This window comes from Ponticoccus sp. (in: a-proteobacteria) (assembly GCF_048381735.1).
The window spans coordinates 1-13,762 of sequence record NZ_JBLXGL010000003.1 but is presented as its reverse complement, the minus strand read 5'-3'; the positions used below and the strand labels follow the sequence as shown (position 1 = coordinate 13,762).

Here is a 13,762-nt window from a genome sequence, read left to right as displayed (position 1 = left end):
GCGGCAGACAGCCACGGCCATGGCGCTGGCCCTCTTCGCGGGGCCGGCGTTTGCGCAGGACGATGCGGCAGAGCTGATCGGCGATGCCGGGCGCGGCGCGCAGATCTACCGCAGCTGCGTGACCTGCCACCAGATCGGCCCCGGCGCCGAGAACCGCACCGGCCCGCATCTGAACGGCATCTTCGGGCGCCGCGCGGGCAGCGTCGAGGGGTTCGACTATTCCGATGCCATGGACCGCGCCCATGGCGACGGCCTGACATGGGATTACGCGCGTCTCGACGCCTATATCGAGAACCCCCGCGCGCTGGTCTCTGGCACGCGGATGAGCTTTCGCGGCATCAAGGACAGGCAGGACCGGCACGACGTGCTGGCCTATCTGCGCCAGTTCACTGCCAGTCCGCAGGACATCCCCGAAAGCGCGCCCACAGCGATCCTGCGCGAGCTCGACCTGCCGCCAGAGGTGCTGGCCATCGTGGGTGACGCGGAATACGGCGCATATCTCGCCTCGGAATGCCTGACCTGCCACAAGCGCGACGGATCGGACGAGGGCATCCCCTCGATCGTGGCATGGAACACCGAGGATTTCGTCGTGGCCATGCATGCCTACAAGCAGAAACTGCGTCCGCATCCGGTGATGCAGATGATGGCGGGGCGCCTCAGCGATGAGGAAATCGCGGCCCTCGCCGCCTATTTCGAGGATCTTGAGTAAACGAAGGGTAAGGTTTTCCACCGTTGGCCATCCGGGAATCACAAGCGACAGTAGGCAGGTGCCGGGCGGCACATTGGTCGCCTGTTTTCTTAGTTGATCACGGGGTTTGGCCCCGACCATACCATACCGGACCCTTTTCTCATGAGCTTTGCAGCCCGCATTCTGCTTCTGGGCGCGCTCTTGACGCTGGCGGCGGTCTTCGGGGCGCTGCCAGTCTGAGACGCCCGTTGAAATTGCACGACAAGCAAGGCCTCCGTTCCGCAGGGAACGGGGGCCTTGTGCCATTGGTCTGGGAAAGAGGAGCCCGGACCATGCGACCCGTCCAACCAGGAGGAGAACGGACATGGCCTTGAACAGAAGACACTTCATCGGATCGGGGATCGCGCTTGCGGGTCTCTCGGCGCCCATGGTCCAGGCGCAGGGCAGGCCCCGGGTCGTGGTGGTCGGCGGCGGCGCGGGCGGGGCGACGGCGGCGCGCTATATCGCCAAGGATTCCAACGGCGAGATCGACGTGACCCTGATCGAACCCTCGCGGACCTATTACACCTGCTTCTTTTCCAACCTCTATATCGGCGGCTTCCGCGATCTTCAGTCCACCGCCCATGACTACGGCAGGCTGGCCAGCGACTACGGCATCAACGTGGTGCACGACTGGGCGACGGGGGTGGACCGCGACGCCAGGACGGTTGCGCTGGCGGGCGGAGGATCGGTGCCCTACGACCGGCTGATCCTGTCGCCGGGGATCGATTTCGTCGCGGGCTCGGTCGCGGGCTGGGATCTTTCGGCGCAGGGCGTCATGCCCCACGCCTACAAGGCGGGCACGCAGGCCACCCTGCTGAAAGCTCAGATCGAGGCGATGCCCGAGGGCGGAACCTTCGTCATGGTGGCGCCGCCGAACCCCTACCGCTGCCCGCCGGGCCCCTACGAGCGGATCTCGATGGTCGCCCATGTGCTGAAAGAGCGCAATCCGACCGCCAAGATCATCATCGCCGACCCGAAAGAGAAGTTCTCGAAGCAGGGGCTTTTCGAGGAGGGTTGGCAGAAGCACTACACCGGCATGATCGAACGCATCGGCCCGGATTTCGGCGGCGGCAACACCAGCGTGAACCCGCAGACCATGGAGGTCGACATCGACGGCGAGGTGATCAAGGCCGACGTCGTGAACGTCATTCCGGCGCAGAAGGCGGGGCTGATCTGCGAGGCGGCGGGCCTGACCGAAGGCAATTGGGCGCCGGTCGACGGGCACTCGATGGTGTCGCGCATGGATGAAAACATCTACATCCTCGGGGATGCGACCAATCAGGGCGACATGCCCAAGTCCGGCTTCAGCGCCAATTCACAGGCCAAGGTGGCGGCCATGGCGGTGCGCGGCGCGCTGACCGGCAGCCGCGTCTTCCCGGCCAAGTACAGCAACACCTGCTGGTCGCTGATCGCCACCGACGACGGCGTCAAGGTCGGCGCGGCCTACGAGCCGACCGAGGAGAAGATCGCCTCGGTCTCCAGCTTCGTCAGCCAGACCGGAGAGGACGCGGCCATGCGCAAGGCAACCTTCGAGGAAAGCATCGGCTGGTACGAGGGGATCACCTCGGACATGTTCGGGTGACCGGATCCTGACGCGGGTTTCCGGCCCGTAAGCGGAGAACCGGCCGGTTCGCAGGGCGTATCCGGCCGGTTTGCAAACCCCTGCGGCGGTGGGCGGCCCGCCTGTCGGCGCGCCCATCGCCGGGTGCCCGCGCCGGGCCGAGGGGGGCTTGACCTTCGCCGCCTGCGGGCGCTTTCTGCGCCCATGCCCCACGATCACGCGCATGGCTCGCACGGCCACCATCATCACCACCACATCGACCCCGAACAGCTTGCCGGTGACAAGCGGCTGGCGGCGGCGGTGGGGGTCAACGTCCTCTTGACCGTCGCGCAGATCATCGGCGGGATCGTCTCGGGCAGTCTGGCGATGATCGCCGATGCGCTGCACAACTTCTCGGATGCCGCAAGCCTTGTGATCGCGGTCTGGGCACGGCGCATCGCGCGCCGGCCCGCCGACGAGGCCATGACCTTCGGCTATGGCCGGGCCGAGGTGGTGGCGGCGTTGATCAACCTGACGACGCTGATCCTGATCGGGCTCTACCTGGTCTACGAGGCGGTGCTGCGCTTCTTCGATCCGCAGGAGGTGACGGGCTGGCTGATCGTCGTGATCGCCAGTGTCGCCCTTGTGGTGGACCTTGTGACCGCATGGCTGACCTATCGCATGGCGCAGGACAGCGTGAACATCCGCGCGGCCTTCCTGCACAACCTCGCCGACGCGCTGGGGTCGGTCGCGGTGATCCTTGCGGGCACGCTGATCCTGCTGTTCGGCTGGACATGGGTCGACCCGCTGGTGACGCTGGGCATCGCCGGATACATCCTGTGGATGGCCTGGGCCGAGATCGGCGGCGTGATCCGCATCCTTATGCTGGGCACGCCGCCCGCCATGGCCCCCGAGGCGGTGCTGGAAAGCGCCGAGGCCGTCGAGGGCGTCGAGGCGCTGCACAGCGCCCACCTGTGGCAGATCGACGAGGGCCGCTCTGCGCTGACGGCGCATCTGGTGGTGGTCGAGGGCGCCTGGTCGCGGGCCGATGCGATCAAGGCCTCGGTGAAGGCGCGGCTGGTCGAGGCGCACGGGCTGCGGGAGGTGACGCTGGAGCTGGAATGCGCGGCCCATCGCTGCGCGGAACCGCGGCGGATCGGCGGCTAGGGCGCGGGGCCTGACACCGGGGAGAGCCCTGCTTTCGGGGCGGGCGTGTCGTTGTTCCCGGTTCAGGCCGGAGGCTTTCTGGCGGGCGTGGAGGGGGCTCTGCCCCCGCGCTGCGCGCCCCCCGAGGTATTTCGAAGACCAGAGAAGAGCGGGGGCGCAATTCTAGGAAGCCCTTGAAATTGCTGTGCCAGAGGAGTGCCCCGGGAAGAGGCGCGGTCTCTTGGGTGCCGTGGCGGTGCAGAACGGCCCGGGTAATATCGTCTTTCGTTCCGGCGCGGTGGTGCAGCCATGGCGACAGGCCCGAGACTGCCGAGGGCCAGGCCCCGGGTCGCGGCGGCGGACTGCGGCAGGGGCGCGCCCGGCGCCGGGCGGGAGATCCCGCAGCCTTGAAAGGCCCGCTTCGCATGTCGCGGTAAACGGAAGATCCCTTGGCAGGAACAGCCGGATCGATGGGGCAGGCCGGGCTTCGGGCCGGTGCCGTCGGACCGGGGCCCCTTGCAGCCCCCCAACACCGCTACTAAGACTCAGGTAACTTTCCGGCGTTACGACACAGTTCAGCAATCCGAGGCAGGCAGAATGAAAGATCCGATCGACACCTACATGAACCTCGTCCCCATGGTGGTCGAGCAGACCAGCCGCGGCGAACGCGCCTACGACATCTTCTCGCGCCTGCTGAAGGAGCGGATCATCTTCCTGAACGGGCCGGTCCACGACGGCATGTCCAGCCTTGTGGTGGCGCAGCTGCTGCACCTTGAGGCCGAGAACCCGTCCAAGGAAATCTCGATGTATATCAACAGCCCCGGCGGTGTCGTCACCTCCGGCCTGTCGATCTACGACACCATGCAGTACATCAAGCCCAAGGTTTCGACCCTGGTGATCGGGCAGGCGGCCTCGATGGGGTCGCTGCTGCTGACCGCCGGGGCGGCGGGCATGCGCTACTCGCTGCCCAACAGCCGGATCATGGTGCACCAGCCCTCGGGCGGCTACCAGGGGCAGGCGACGGACATCATGATCCACGCCGAAGAGACGCTGAAGCTGAAGCGGCGACTGAATGAAATCTACGTGAAGCACACCGGTCAGGACTACGAGACCGTCGAGGCCGCGCTGGAGCGTGACAACTTCATGGATGCCGAGCGGGCCAAGGAATGGGGGCTGATCGACGAGATCGTCACCAACCGCGTGCCCGACGAAGAGGCGAAGTAAGACTGTCCCGCCCCGGGCCGGGCGCCCGGGGCGGGGCGAACTTTCGGATTGTCGTGCCCTTGGGGCTGGCCTAGACTTGTCGAATCCGGACGACAGGCCATGGTCCGGGGTTCGGGCTGGCCCGGGGCCGGGCGCGGCAGGGGTCGCGCGACTGATGCGGATGAGGAGACCGGGACTGAGCCCGGGAAAGGTGCAGGATGGCAACGAATTCAGGCGGCGACAGCAAGAACACGCTCTATTGCAGCTTTTGCGGCAAGAGCCAGCACGAGGTGCGCAAACTGATCGCGGGACCGACGGTCTTCATCTGCGACGAATGCGTCGAGCTCTGCATGGACATCATCCGCGAAGAGACCAAGGGCGCGGGGCTGAAATCCTCCGAGGGCGTGCCGACCCCGCGCGAGATCTGCGAAGTGCTTGACGATTACGTGATCGGCCAGATGAAGGCCAAGCGCGTTCTCTCGGTCGCGGTCCACAACCACTACAAGCGCCTGAACCACGCGCAGAAGTCCTCGGACATCGAGCTGGCGAAATCCAACATCCTGCTGATCGGTCCCACCGGCTGCGGCAAGACGCTGCTGGCGCAGACGCTGGCGCGCATTCTGGACGTGCCCTTTACCATGGCGGATGCGACCACGCTGACCGAGGCGGGCTACGTGGGCGAGGATGTCGAGAACATCATCCTGAAGCTGCTTCAGGCGTCCGAATACAACGTCGAACGCGCGCAGCGCGGCATCGTCTACATCGACGAGGTCGACAAGATCACCCGCAAGTCGGAAAACCCCTCGATCACCCGCGACGTCTCGGGCGAGGGTGTGCAGCAGGCGCTGCTGAAGCTGATGGAAGGCACCGTGGCCTCGGTGCCGCCGCAGGGCGGGCGCAAGCATCCACAGCAGGAATTCCTGCAGGTGGACACGACCAACATCCTGTTCATCTGCGGCGGCGCCTTTGCCGGCCTGGACCGGATCATCAAGCAGCGCGGCAAGGGCTCTGCCATGGGCTTCGGCGCCGATGTGCGCGACGACAGCGAGCAGGGCGTGGGCGAGACCTTCCGTTCTCTCGAGCCCGAGGATCTGCTGAAGTTCGGCCTGATCCCGGAATTCGTCGGCCGTCTGCCCGTGGTGGCGACGCTGGAGGATCTGGATGAGGACGCGCTGATCACCATCCTGACGCAGCCCAAGAACGCTCTGGTCAAGCAGTACCAGCGCCTGTTCGAGATGGAGGACACGCAACTGTCCTTCACCGACGACGCGCTGTCCTCGATCGCCAAGAAGGCCATCCAGCGCAAGACCGGCGCGCGCGGCCTGCGATCGATCCTCGAAGGCATCCTTCTGGACACCATGTTCGAACTGCCGGGCATGGACGAGGTGACAGAGGTGGTGGTGAACGACGAGGCGGTGACCTCGGACGCCAAGCCGCTGATGATCTACGCGGAAAACAAGAAAGAGGGTGCCTCGGCCTGAGGCCCCTTCGACAGGACGGATGAAAAGGGCGGGGCGCGCGGGCCTCGCCCTTTTTCGTGGGCCGTCTCCGGTGGTAGGGCGCACCCTGCCATGGCGCCCCGATCACCCTTGCGCGCGCTGGCGTTTGGCGCCATTGCCGCGCCATATCCCAACAGGCGAAAGGCCGCACCCATGACCATCAAACGTATCCACACCGGCAGTCCCTTCGAGGAAAAGGTCGGTTATTGCCGCGCCGTCGTCGCGGGCGGCTTCGTCCATGTCGCGGGCACCGTGGGGCAGGGCGACGACGTGGTTGCGCAGTGCCGCGCCGCGCTGGAGGTCATCGGCAAGGCGCTGGCCGAGGCCGGGTCGGGTTTCGACAAGGCCGTCCGGGTCACATACTATCTGCCCGACGCGGCAGAGTTCGAGCCCTGCTGGCCGGTCCTGAAAGAGGTTTTCGGGGACAACCCGCCCGCCGCGACCATGGTGGAATGCAACCTCATCGACCCCAAGTACCGGATCGAGATCGAGCTGACCACGCTGGCCTGACCGGCGATTCCGGCGGCGGGGGTGCGCCCTTCGGGCGGCGCTAGGCCTCTGCCGCCTCTCGGAAATAGCGCTCGCCAAGCGCCGCCTGCGCCTCGTGTTCGGGGATCGCGGACCAGGGGGCGCCTTCGCCGATGAAGCCCGCCGCGCGCAGGCTGACCTGCATGGCGGGCAGGTCGGGCTCGCCCACGGACAGCCGCGGGCGCGGGCTTTCGGCGTTCTGCCAGACGGCGCGCAGGTGGTCGATCACCACGGGCGTGCGGCCCGTGAAACACGCGATATGGCGTGCGATCTGCGCGGTCGAGCCGGAGCGGCGGCGGCACAGGATCGCGACGCGCTGATCGGCCCGCCCGCAGAAGGCGTAAAGATGCAGCGCAGAGCCTTCCGAGGCGACGATCTGCCGGGCCGCCTTGTAGCGGGCGATCTGCTGCGGAATGGTGTGACGCTCGGGGTGGAAGATGTCGTAGCCCTGCGCCCTCATCAGATCTTCGACGCGCTCTTCGCCCAGGAGGGCGCCACGGGACGGCCCCAGAAGCGCGCGGGAGATATACAGCTTTTCGCCCCCCTCGGCCGCGATCTCGGCGCCGAAGCGGCGGTGCATGAAATTGCGGAAGATCTGCGTGCCGTCGGTGATCGCGCCAAGGCCAAAGCCCTGCCCGGGCACGATAAGCTCCGCCACCTCGGTCGGCTTGTGGGCCACGCGGATGGGGACATCGCCCAGACCCATGGCCGCGAAGAAATCGGCGCGGAAGCCGGTCAGGTCGGGGTCTTCGCGCGGGCGGCGGGGCACGAAGAGGATGCCATCCACGCCGCCCGGCACGGTGTCGTAACCCCAGAGCCGCCCGGGGCTTTCCACCACGAAATGCGCGAAGTTGCGCCACATGACGCCGCCCCAGAGCCAGCGGCCTTCCAGCCGTTCCACCCCGGGCGGGCGTTCGAAGGGCAGGTTGATGCGGCGCATGTTGCGCCACAGCGCCCCTTCGGGCACGTCGGCGCCGGTGCTGGTGATCACGCCTGATGGCGCGCTCAGCTGGTTGATGCGGGCGCCGGTGACGACGGCGCCCTTCACGGCCCGCAGTGTGCAGGACCAGCCGCCCGCGGGGTCGGGGCGCAGCGCGCGGGCGTCCTGTTTCGGCGCGGTCCTGACACAGGTCCAGACGAAGCGGGTCGAGGCCTTGGCCAGCTTGCCGAAGCCGGCGTCGCGCAGCGCCTCCTTGCAGCGGCGCATGCCCTCCTTGCCGTAAAGGTCGGGGTGGAATTCCAGCACCACGGCGCGCAGTCCCGACAGGTCGGCATGGGCCAGGAAGTCCAGCTCTCCGCCCTCGATATCCATGATCAGCACGGTCGGACGGAAGTCGCGCACCACGTCCGCCCATGCGGCGGTCTGCACTGGGACCGCTTCGGTCCGGCGGGTCTCGCGGTCGATCAGGGAATTGCCGAGGTAGGAGGAGCCGAGGAAGAAATCCATCGTCTCGGGGCGGTCGGGGGCGCTGATCACGACCTGATTGCGCACATCGATCCGGTCTTCGAGACCGTTCAGCGCGTGCAGCGCGCGGATATGGGGGATGAGGTTGGGGTTGGCCTCGAAGCTCAGCACCGCCTCGGGGCCCGCGTTCATCGCGGTGACGGCAGAGACGATGCCAAGGCCCGCGCCCATTTCCACGACACGGTCGCCGGGGCGGCAAACCGCCAGCGCGCCGGCAATCTCTTCGCCCTCATAGCGCGCCTCTTCGATCCGCCGGATGCGGGTGTCGGTGAGGAAGGGCGAATGCGGCACCTGCACGCCCTTGATGGCTATGGCTCTGAACGCGTCTGTCATCTCTGCCCGGATCGTTGCTGGGTCGTCGGCTTTTTCGGCAAAGGATAGGCAAGCCCTGGCCCCGCGACCAGAAATTTTGAGCGAAGCCGCGCGCACCGGGGCAGGGATGCGTCACGGCGGCCACTGGACCCGCCCGCGCAAATTCGCCATAGAGAGGGGGCAAGAAACGGGAGCCCTGCCCATGAGTCTGCTGAAGACGCTGCTGCGCGCCGTGACCTGGTGGAACGGGTCGACGCTGAACACCGCGCTTTACACCGCCCGCAAGGGGGTGAAGGTGGGTGAGGACGAGCAGGGCAATGCCTTCTACCGGACCGCCGACGGCAAGAAACGCTGGGTGATCTACAACGGAGAGATGGAGGCAAGCCGCGTCAGCCCCGACTGGCACGGCTGGTTGCATCACACCTTCGACGAACTGCCCAGCGAACGCCCGCTGCCGCACAAGCCCTGGGAAAAGCCGCATATCGAGAACCTGACCGGCACGGCGCTGGCCTATGCGCCGCCGGGATCGATCCGCCGCGAACAGCCCGCAGAGCGCCGCGACTACGAGGCCTGGAGCCCGGAATGACCCATTCCACCACCGAGGTCGCCGTGGGCGGCGCGGTCCTTGCGGCCGCCCTTGCCTTTGCCGTCTACACCGTTCAGGCGACCGGCTTTTCGCTGGGCGCCTCTGGCTATGACCTGCGCGCCTCGTTCCGGTCCATCGAAGGGGTCAACGTCGGCACCGACGTGCGGCTGGCGGGCGTCAAGGTGGGCGCCGTCACCGGCATCGTGCTGAACCCGGAAACCTATCGCGCCGATACCGTGGTCACGCTGAACGAGGGCATCCAGGTGCCCGACGACAGCGCCATTGTCATCGCGTCAGAGGGCCTGCTGGGCGGCAACTTCGTCGAGATCTCGCCGGGCGGCTCGCCTTTCTATTACGGGGCCGGGGACGAGATCCTCGACACGCAGGGCTCTGTCAGCCTGCTGACGCTGCTCTTGCGCTACGTGGGCAGCGGAGACGAGGAATGAGGCTGATTGCGTTTCTGATGCTGCTGGCCGGGGCTGCTTCGGCACAGGAAGCGGTGGATCAGGGCACCGGGGCGGTGCTGCGCGGGCTGGACAAGCTGAACGCCGCGACGACCGACATGACCATCGCCAACGGCCAGCGCGCGGCCTTCGGCGTGATGGAGGTCGAACTGGGCGATTGCCGCTATCCCAGCGGGAACCCTTCGGGCGATGCCTATGCCTTCCTGACGATCCGCGAGGCAGGCGTGGCGGAACCGGTCTTTCGCGGCTGGATGGTCGCGTCCTCGCCCGCACTGAACCCCATGGACCACCCGCGCTACGACGTCTGGGTGTTGCGCTGCTCCACCTCCTGAGCGTCGCGGCGGTGATGTCGCGCGACCTCGGCGCCGCTGGCGGGCAGGGGGCGTGACAGGATGTCGGCCGGGCATGACAGGGCCAGCGACAGGGCGTCACGATAGGCCTCTCGGGTGATCTCGACCGCGCCGAGCGAGGCGAGATGCGTCGTCAGGAACTGCGTGTCGAACAGGGTGAAGCCGCAGCGCGCCAGGTGGCAGGTCAGCCAGGCCAGCGCGACCTTCGAGGCATCGGTGCGGCGCGAGAACATCGACTCTCCGCAGAATGCCGCGCCCAGCGTGACGCCGTAGACACCGCCCACAAGCGCGCCCTCTGCGTGGACTTCCAGCGAATGGGCGTGGCCCATGGCGTGCAGCCTTGCGTAGAGATCGCGAATGCCGCCGCTGATCCAGGTTTCGGGCCGGTCGGCGCAGCCGTCGATGACCCCGAGGAAATCTGTGTTCAGCGTGACCGTGAACCTGTCCCGCCGCAGACGGTTGGCCAGACTGCGCGAGACGTGGAAACCGTCCAGCGGCAGCACGCCGCGCCGACGCGGATCAACCCAGAAGATTTCCGGATCGTCCCGGGTTTCCGCCATCGGGAAAATGCCGGTTCGATAGGCCTGAAGAAGAAGCTCGGGGGTGACGGTCATTGGTCCGCGCTGCGCTGCTTTCCAGACAGATAGCCGAGCGCGCGAAGCCCTGCAAACCGCGAAGGCCTCCCGGCGTTGCGCCATGCGCGCCGACAGGGAAAATGCGCGGCGCAAAAAGAAAAGGACGGCAGACCCGAAAGCCCGCCGTCCTTGACGTTTGTATCAACCGGCGCCGGGAAGCGGCGCTTAGTTGGTGCCGTCTGCCGACGCGACTGCGATGATCAGCGCCATGCCGCCGAGAACGGCGAGGGCCGGAACGGTCGACGTCTGCGTCGAAACGAAGGGGTCGTTGGCTTCCTGAGCGGTTGCCGCCAGCGGGGCTGCTGCCAGGGTTGCGACGACTGCGAGCTTTGCAAGGGTCTTCATTGGGTCACTCCTCTTGGAACTGTTGGACCTGTCTACAGGCCGAATAGAGCATGAGGGTCTCTCTCTGCCAATCAGTACATGGCTCAAAGAGTTCCCTTCGGCAAGACATGGCCGACGAAGACAGGGAGCTTATTTCGCCAACCCGCCGGATTCCAGCCATTTTTCAAGCCAGTGGATGTTGTACTCGCCTGTGTGGATGTCTCTTTCCTGCAACAGCGCATGAAATAGCGGGATCGTGGTATCGATCCCGTCAACGATCAATTCCCCAAGCGCCCGGTTCAGCCGGGCCAGCGCTTCGGGCCGGTCGCGTCCGTGCACGATCAGCTTGGCGATCAGGCTGTCGTAGTAGGGCGGGATGCGGTAGCCGTCGTACAGCGCGGAATCCATCCGCACGCCAAGGCCGCCCGGCGCGTGAAAGTGGCTGATCCGCCCGGGAGAGGGCCGGAATTCGGGCAGCTTCTCGGCGTTGATGCGGACCTCGATGGCGTGGCCGTTGATCGTCAGGTCGTCCTGCGTGAAAGACAGCTTTTCGCCAGCAGCCACGCGGATCTGTTCGCGCACGAGATCGACGCCGAAGATCGCCTCTGTCACCGGGTGTTCGACCTGAAGGCGGGTGTTCATCTCGATGAAGTAGAACTCGCCGTCCTCGTAGAGGAATTCGATCGTACCGGCACCGCTGTAGCCCATCTTGGCGATGGCGTCGGCGCAGATCTTGCCGATGCGGGCGCGTTCCTCGGGGGTGATGGTGGGGCCGGGGGCCTCTTCCAGAACCTTCTGGTGACGCCGTTGCAGCGAACAGTCGCGCTCGCCCAGATGGACGCCGCCGCCCTGTCCGTCGCCAAAGACCTGGATCTCGATGTGGCGCGGCTTTTGCAGGTACTTCTCGATATAGACTTCGTCGTTGCCGAAGGCGGCCTTGGCCTCGGAGCGGGCGGTCATGAAGGCGCGCTCCATCTCGGACTCGGAGCGGGCAACCTTCATGCCGCGTCCGCCGCCGCCGGCGGTGGCCTTGATGATCACCGGATAGCCGAAGTCGGCGCCGATGGTCTTGGCGTCCTCGACCGTGGGCACGCCGCCGGCAGAGCCGGGAACGACCGGGATGCCCAGTTCCTTCGCGGTTTCCTTGGCGGTGATCTTGTCGCCCATGATGCGGATATGCTGCGCGGAAGGGCCGATGAAGGTCAGGCCGTGGTCCTCGACGATCTGCACGAAGCGGGCGTTTTCGCTGAGGAACCCGTAGCCCGGGTGGATCGCCTGCGCGCCTGTGACCTCGCAGGCCGAGATGATGGCGGGCAGCGACAGGTAGCTGTCGGTCGAGGGCGCGGGGCCGATGCAGATGGTTTCATCGGCCATGCGGACGTGCATGGCGTCGCTGTCGGCGGTGGAATGCACCGCGACCGAGGGGATGCCCATCTCGCGGCAGGCGCGGATCACGCGCAGCGCGATTTCACCTCGGTTGGCAATCAGGATCTTGTCGAACATGGTTTTTCCCCCTGGGGTTTATTCCAGGATGACCAGGGGCGCGCCGTATTCGACCGGGGCGCCGTCCTCGACGAGGATGCGCTTGACGGTCCCGGACCGCGGCGCGGGAATGTGGTTCATGGTCTTCATCGCCTCGACGATCAGCAGGGTGTCGCCCTCGGCGACCTGCTTGCCCACGGTGATGAAGGCGGGCGCGCCGGGTTCGGCCTGCATGTAGACGGTGCCGACCATGGGCGAGGTCACGGCGCCGGGGTGGTCGGCGGGATCCTCGGGCAGGTCTGCCGCCGCGGGGGCGGGGGCGGGCGCTGCGGCGGGTGCTGCGGTGACCTGCGCGGGCGCCGGGGCCGGGGCCGCGACCGGCGCGGCGCGGCTGACGCGGACGTTCAGGCTGTCGTCCTCGCTGTACTCGCGCATGACCTCCAGTTCGGTCAGATCGTTTTCCCGCAGGAGCTGGGCCAGCGCCTTGATAAAGGCCACGTCAGCGTCATGGGTCTTGGTGCTCATCTCGTCCTCGCCATTCGAAGCGGCCTGCCTTGGGCCACGATCGCGCTTATAGGGGAAGCGGGTAGCGGTGAAAAGCGATGGCACGCGTATCGGGCCGAGGCCGCCGGGATCGGCGGGGGCGCGGCGCTCAGGCGTCGACCGCTATGCGCCTTTCCCGGATCACGCTGGCGGCGGCCTCATAGCCCTCTGGGGCGGGGGCGCGGCGGCGTGGTGCATCCTCGGTTCCGGTGGTGTCCGGCCTCGTGGCGGGCGGTGCCGTGGCAGTTTCCGCTGTGCCAAAGGGGTGGCCCGGTGCCTTGTCCCTATTGGCCACCGGCGGGGCTGGGTCCTCGTCGGTGTCCTTCGTGGCGATGGCCTGTTCGTCCAGCATCTGCGTTATCTTGATCTGCATGATCGAAGGCGGGGCGATATGGGTCGCCGGATCCGGCCCGCCGTTCAGCGTGCGCCAGAACTGCGCCGGAGGCCCTGCGGACCGCTGGGTCTCGGGGTCCCGCATGCCGACGACGGGCAGGACCTTGGTCCGTTCTGTCGAATCAGCCCCTGCACCCGAAGAAAGGGCAGGATCGCCGGAACCCTGCGGCGCGCTCAGGCTCGAGATACCCGAAACCTGCATGATGAAGTCTCCATCCGGCACGCCCCCACGGCAGCATGATACCACCGAATTGCGGCGCTGGCAGCGGTTTGGGAACAATTGGCGACAGTTTCCCGGGTCTTGATGAGGGGCCGAGGCGAGGGACCTTAGTCCTTGCGCGCTATCGAGAAACAGCCGCCCGCGCCCGGGTCGGTACGGGGCACCCGCCTGAGGGTGCCCCATTGCTGTCGGTGCACATGCGCCGATCAGCCCCTGTTGCGTGCTCCGTCCATCATCGTCAGCCCTTGTTCATGCGGTTTTCGATGAGGTCCTCGACGACAGAGGGGTCGGCGAGTGTGGAGGTGTCGCCGAGGCTGCCATAGTCGTTCTCGGCGATCTTGC

At 66.7% G+C, this 13,762-nt stretch carries 15 protein-coding genes; 9 read left to right on the top strand and 6 right to left on the bottom strand.

What is annotated here, in order from left to right; genetic code table 11:
• Positions 1-19: 19 nt before the first annotated feature.
• The 6 genes from ACN5KJ_RS07130 (at position 20) to ACN5KJ_RS07105 (ending at position 6,628) form a co-directional block, all read left to right on the top strand.
• A complete protein-coding gene (locus ACN5KJ_RS07130; protein ID WP_418593557.1) occupies positions 20-709 on the top strand; it encodes a c-type cytochrome in 690 nt (229 codons plus the stop codon).
• A gap of 343 nt (positions 710-1,052) precedes the next feature.
• Positions 1,053-2,312: an FCSD flavin-binding domain-containing protein gene (locus ACN5KJ_RS07125; protein WP_418592951.1), complete on the top strand. Its 1,260-nt coding sequence runs from the start codon at positions 1,053-1,055 to the stop codon at positions 2,310-2,312.
• Between the two features lie 183 nt (positions 2,313-2,495).
• On the top strand, positions 2,496-3,437 hold the full coding sequence (locus ACN5KJ_RS07120) for a cation diffusion facilitator family transporter (RefSeq protein ID WP_347165533.1): 942 nt from the start codon (positions 2,496-2,498) through the stop codon (positions 3,435-3,437).
• A gap of 576 nt (positions 3,438-4,013) precedes the next feature.
• Positions 4,014-4,640, top strand: coding sequence for an ATP-dependent Clp protease proteolytic subunit (locus ACN5KJ_RS07115; protein WP_418592949.1), 627 nt, complete (start codon positions 4,014-4,016; stop codon positions 4,638-4,640).
• Positions 4,641-4,837: 197 nt separating this feature from the next.
• A complete protein-coding gene (clpX, locus tag ACN5KJ_RS07110; protein WP_418592948.1) occupies positions 4,838-6,100 on the top strand; it encodes an ATP-dependent Clp protease ATP-binding subunit ClpX in 1,263 nt (420 codons plus the stop codon).
• Positions 6,101-6,271: 171 nt separating this feature from the next.
• The gene (locus ACN5KJ_RS07105; RefSeq protein ID WP_347165530.1) at positions 6,272-6,628 is read left to right on the top strand and encodes a RidA family protein; all 357 of its coding nucleotides are present in this window, start codon (positions 6,272-6,274) and stop codon (positions 6,626-6,628) included.
• 40 nt (positions 6,629-6,668) lie between these two features.
• On the opposite strand, the gene ACN5KJ_RS07100 is transcribed toward ACN5KJ_RS07105, so the two are convergent.
• Positions 6,669-8,444 (bottom strand): FkbM family methyltransferase, encoded by a 1,776-nt coding sequence (locus ACN5KJ_RS07100; protein WP_418592946.1) that lies wholly within the window; start codon positions 8,442-8,444, stop codon positions 6,669-6,671.
• Positions 8,445-8,625: 181 nt separating this feature from the next.
• Here ACN5KJ_RS07100 and ACN5KJ_RS07095 point away from each other — a divergent pair, with 181 nt between their 5' ends.
• From ACN5KJ_RS07095 to ACN5KJ_RS07085, 3 genes are read left to right on the top strand one after another with little or no spacing between them, the layout of a single operon-like run.
• Positions 8,626-9,009: an NADH:ubiquinone oxidoreductase subunit NDUFA12 gene (locus tag ACN5KJ_RS07095; RefSeq protein ID WP_347165528.1), complete on the top strand. Its 384-nt coding sequence runs from the start codon at positions 8,626-8,628 to the stop codon at positions 9,007-9,009.
• Entirely contained in the window at positions 9,006-9,455 is a 450-nt protein-coding gene (gene mlaD / locus ACN5KJ_RS07090) for an outer membrane lipid asymmetry maintenance protein MlaD (RefSeq protein WP_418592943.1), read from the top strand. The genes ACN5KJ_RS07095 and mlaD overlap by 4 nt, the downstream gene beginning before the upstream one ends.
• A complete protein-coding gene (locus ACN5KJ_RS07085; RefSeq protein WP_206564607.1) occupies positions 9,452-9,805 on the top strand; it encodes a DUF2155 domain-containing protein in 354 nt (117 codons plus the stop codon). Before mlaD ends, ACN5KJ_RS07085 begins: the two co-directional genes overlap by 4 nt.
• Here ACN5KJ_RS07085 and aat read toward each other — a convergent pair.
• From aat to ACN5KJ_RS07060, 5 genes are all read right to left on the bottom strand, one after another.
• Complete coding sequence (gene aat / locus ACN5KJ_RS07080) at positions 9,769-10,437, bottom strand: leucyl/phenylalanyl-tRNA--protein transferase (protein WP_418592941.1); 669 nt, start codon at positions 10,435-10,437, stop codon at positions 9,769-9,771. The genes ACN5KJ_RS07085 and aat overlap by 37 nt on opposite strands.
• 186 nt (positions 10,438-10,623) lie before the next feature.
• Positions 10,624-10,803 (bottom strand): hypothetical protein, encoded by a 180-nt coding sequence (locus tag ACN5KJ_RS07075; protein WP_347165525.1) that lies wholly within the window; start codon positions 10,801-10,803, stop codon positions 10,624-10,626.
• A 129-nt stretch (positions 10,804-10,932) separates the two neighbouring features.
• The gene (gene accC / locus ACN5KJ_RS07070) at positions 10,933-12,285 is read right to left on the bottom strand and encodes an acetyl-CoA carboxylase biotin carboxylase subunit (RefSeq protein ID WP_347165524.1); all 1,353 of its coding nucleotides are present in this window, start codon (positions 12,283-12,285) and stop codon (positions 10,933-10,935) included.
• A gap of 18 nt (positions 12,286-12,303) precedes the next feature.
• The gene (gene accB / locus ACN5KJ_RS07065) at positions 12,304-12,789 is read right to left on the bottom strand and encodes an acetyl-CoA carboxylase biotin carboxyl carrier protein (protein ID WP_418592939.1); all 486 of its coding nucleotides are present in this window, start codon (positions 12,787-12,789) and stop codon (positions 12,304-12,306) included.
• 127 nt (positions 12,790-12,916) lie between these two features.
• A complete protein-coding gene (locus ACN5KJ_RS07060) occupies positions 12,917-13,402 on the bottom strand; it encodes a hypothetical protein (protein WP_418592937.1) in 486 nt (161 codons plus the stop codon).
• Between the last annotated feature and the right edge of the window lie 360 nt (positions 13,403-13,762).

Bases quoted from the DNA above. Each gene is read 5' to 3' on its own strand.
- ACN5KJ_RS07130 (WP_418593557.1), top strand. From the start codon at position 20: ATGGCGCTGGCCCTCTTCGCGGGGCCGGCGTTTGCGCAGGACGATGCG.
- ACN5KJ_RS07125 (WP_418592951.1), top strand. From the start codon at position 1,053: ATGGCCTTGAACAGAAGACACTTCATCGGATCGGGGATCGCGCTTGCG.
- ACN5KJ_RS07120 (WP_347165533.1), top strand. From the start codon at position 2,496: ATGCCCCACGATCACGCGCATGGCTCGCACGGCCACCATCATCACCAC.
- ACN5KJ_RS07115 (WP_418592949.1), top strand. From the start codon at position 4,014: ATGAAAGATCCGATCGACACCTACATGAACCTCGTCCCCATGGTGGTC.
- clpX (WP_418592948.1), top strand. From the start codon at position 4,838: ATGGCAACGAATTCAGGCGGCGACAGCAAGAACACGCTCTATTGCAGC.
- ACN5KJ_RS07105 (WP_347165530.1), top strand. From the start codon at position 6,272: ATGACCATCAAACGTATCCACACCGGCAGTCCCTTCGAGGAAAAGGTC.
- ACN5KJ_RS07100 (WP_418592946.1), bottom strand. From the start codon at position 8,444: ATGACAGACGCGTTCAGAGCCATAGCCATCAAGGGCGTGCAGGTGCCG.
- ACN5KJ_RS07095 (WP_347165528.1), top strand. From the start codon at position 8,626: ATGAGTCTGCTGAAGACGCTGCTGCGCGCCGTGACCTGGTGGAACGGG.
- mlaD (WP_418592943.1), top strand. From the start codon at position 9,006: ATGACCCATTCCACCACCGAGGTCGCCGTGGGCGGCGCGGTCCTTGCG.
- ACN5KJ_RS07085 (WP_206564607.1), top strand. From the start codon at position 9,452: ATGAGGCTGATTGCGTTTCTGATGCTGCTGGCCGGGGCTGCTTCGGCA.
- aat (WP_418592941.1), bottom strand. From the start codon at position 10,437: ATGACCGTCACCCCCGAGCTTCTTCTTCAGGCCTATCGAACCGGCATT.
- ACN5KJ_RS07075 (WP_347165525.1), bottom strand. From the start codon at position 10,803: ATGAAGACCCTTGCAAAGCTCGCAGTCGTCGCAACCCTGGCAGCAGCC.
- accC (WP_347165524.1), bottom strand. From the start codon at position 12,285: ATGTTCGACAAGATCCTGATTGCCAACCGAGGTGAAATCGCGCTGCGC.
- accB (WP_418592939.1), bottom strand. From the start codon at position 12,789: ATGAGCACCAAGACCCATGACGCTGACGTGGCCTTTATCAAGGCGCTG.
- ACN5KJ_RS07060 (WP_418592937.1), bottom strand. From the start codon at position 13,402: ATGCAGGTTTCGGGTATCTCGAGCCTGAGCGCGCCGCAGGGTTCCGGC.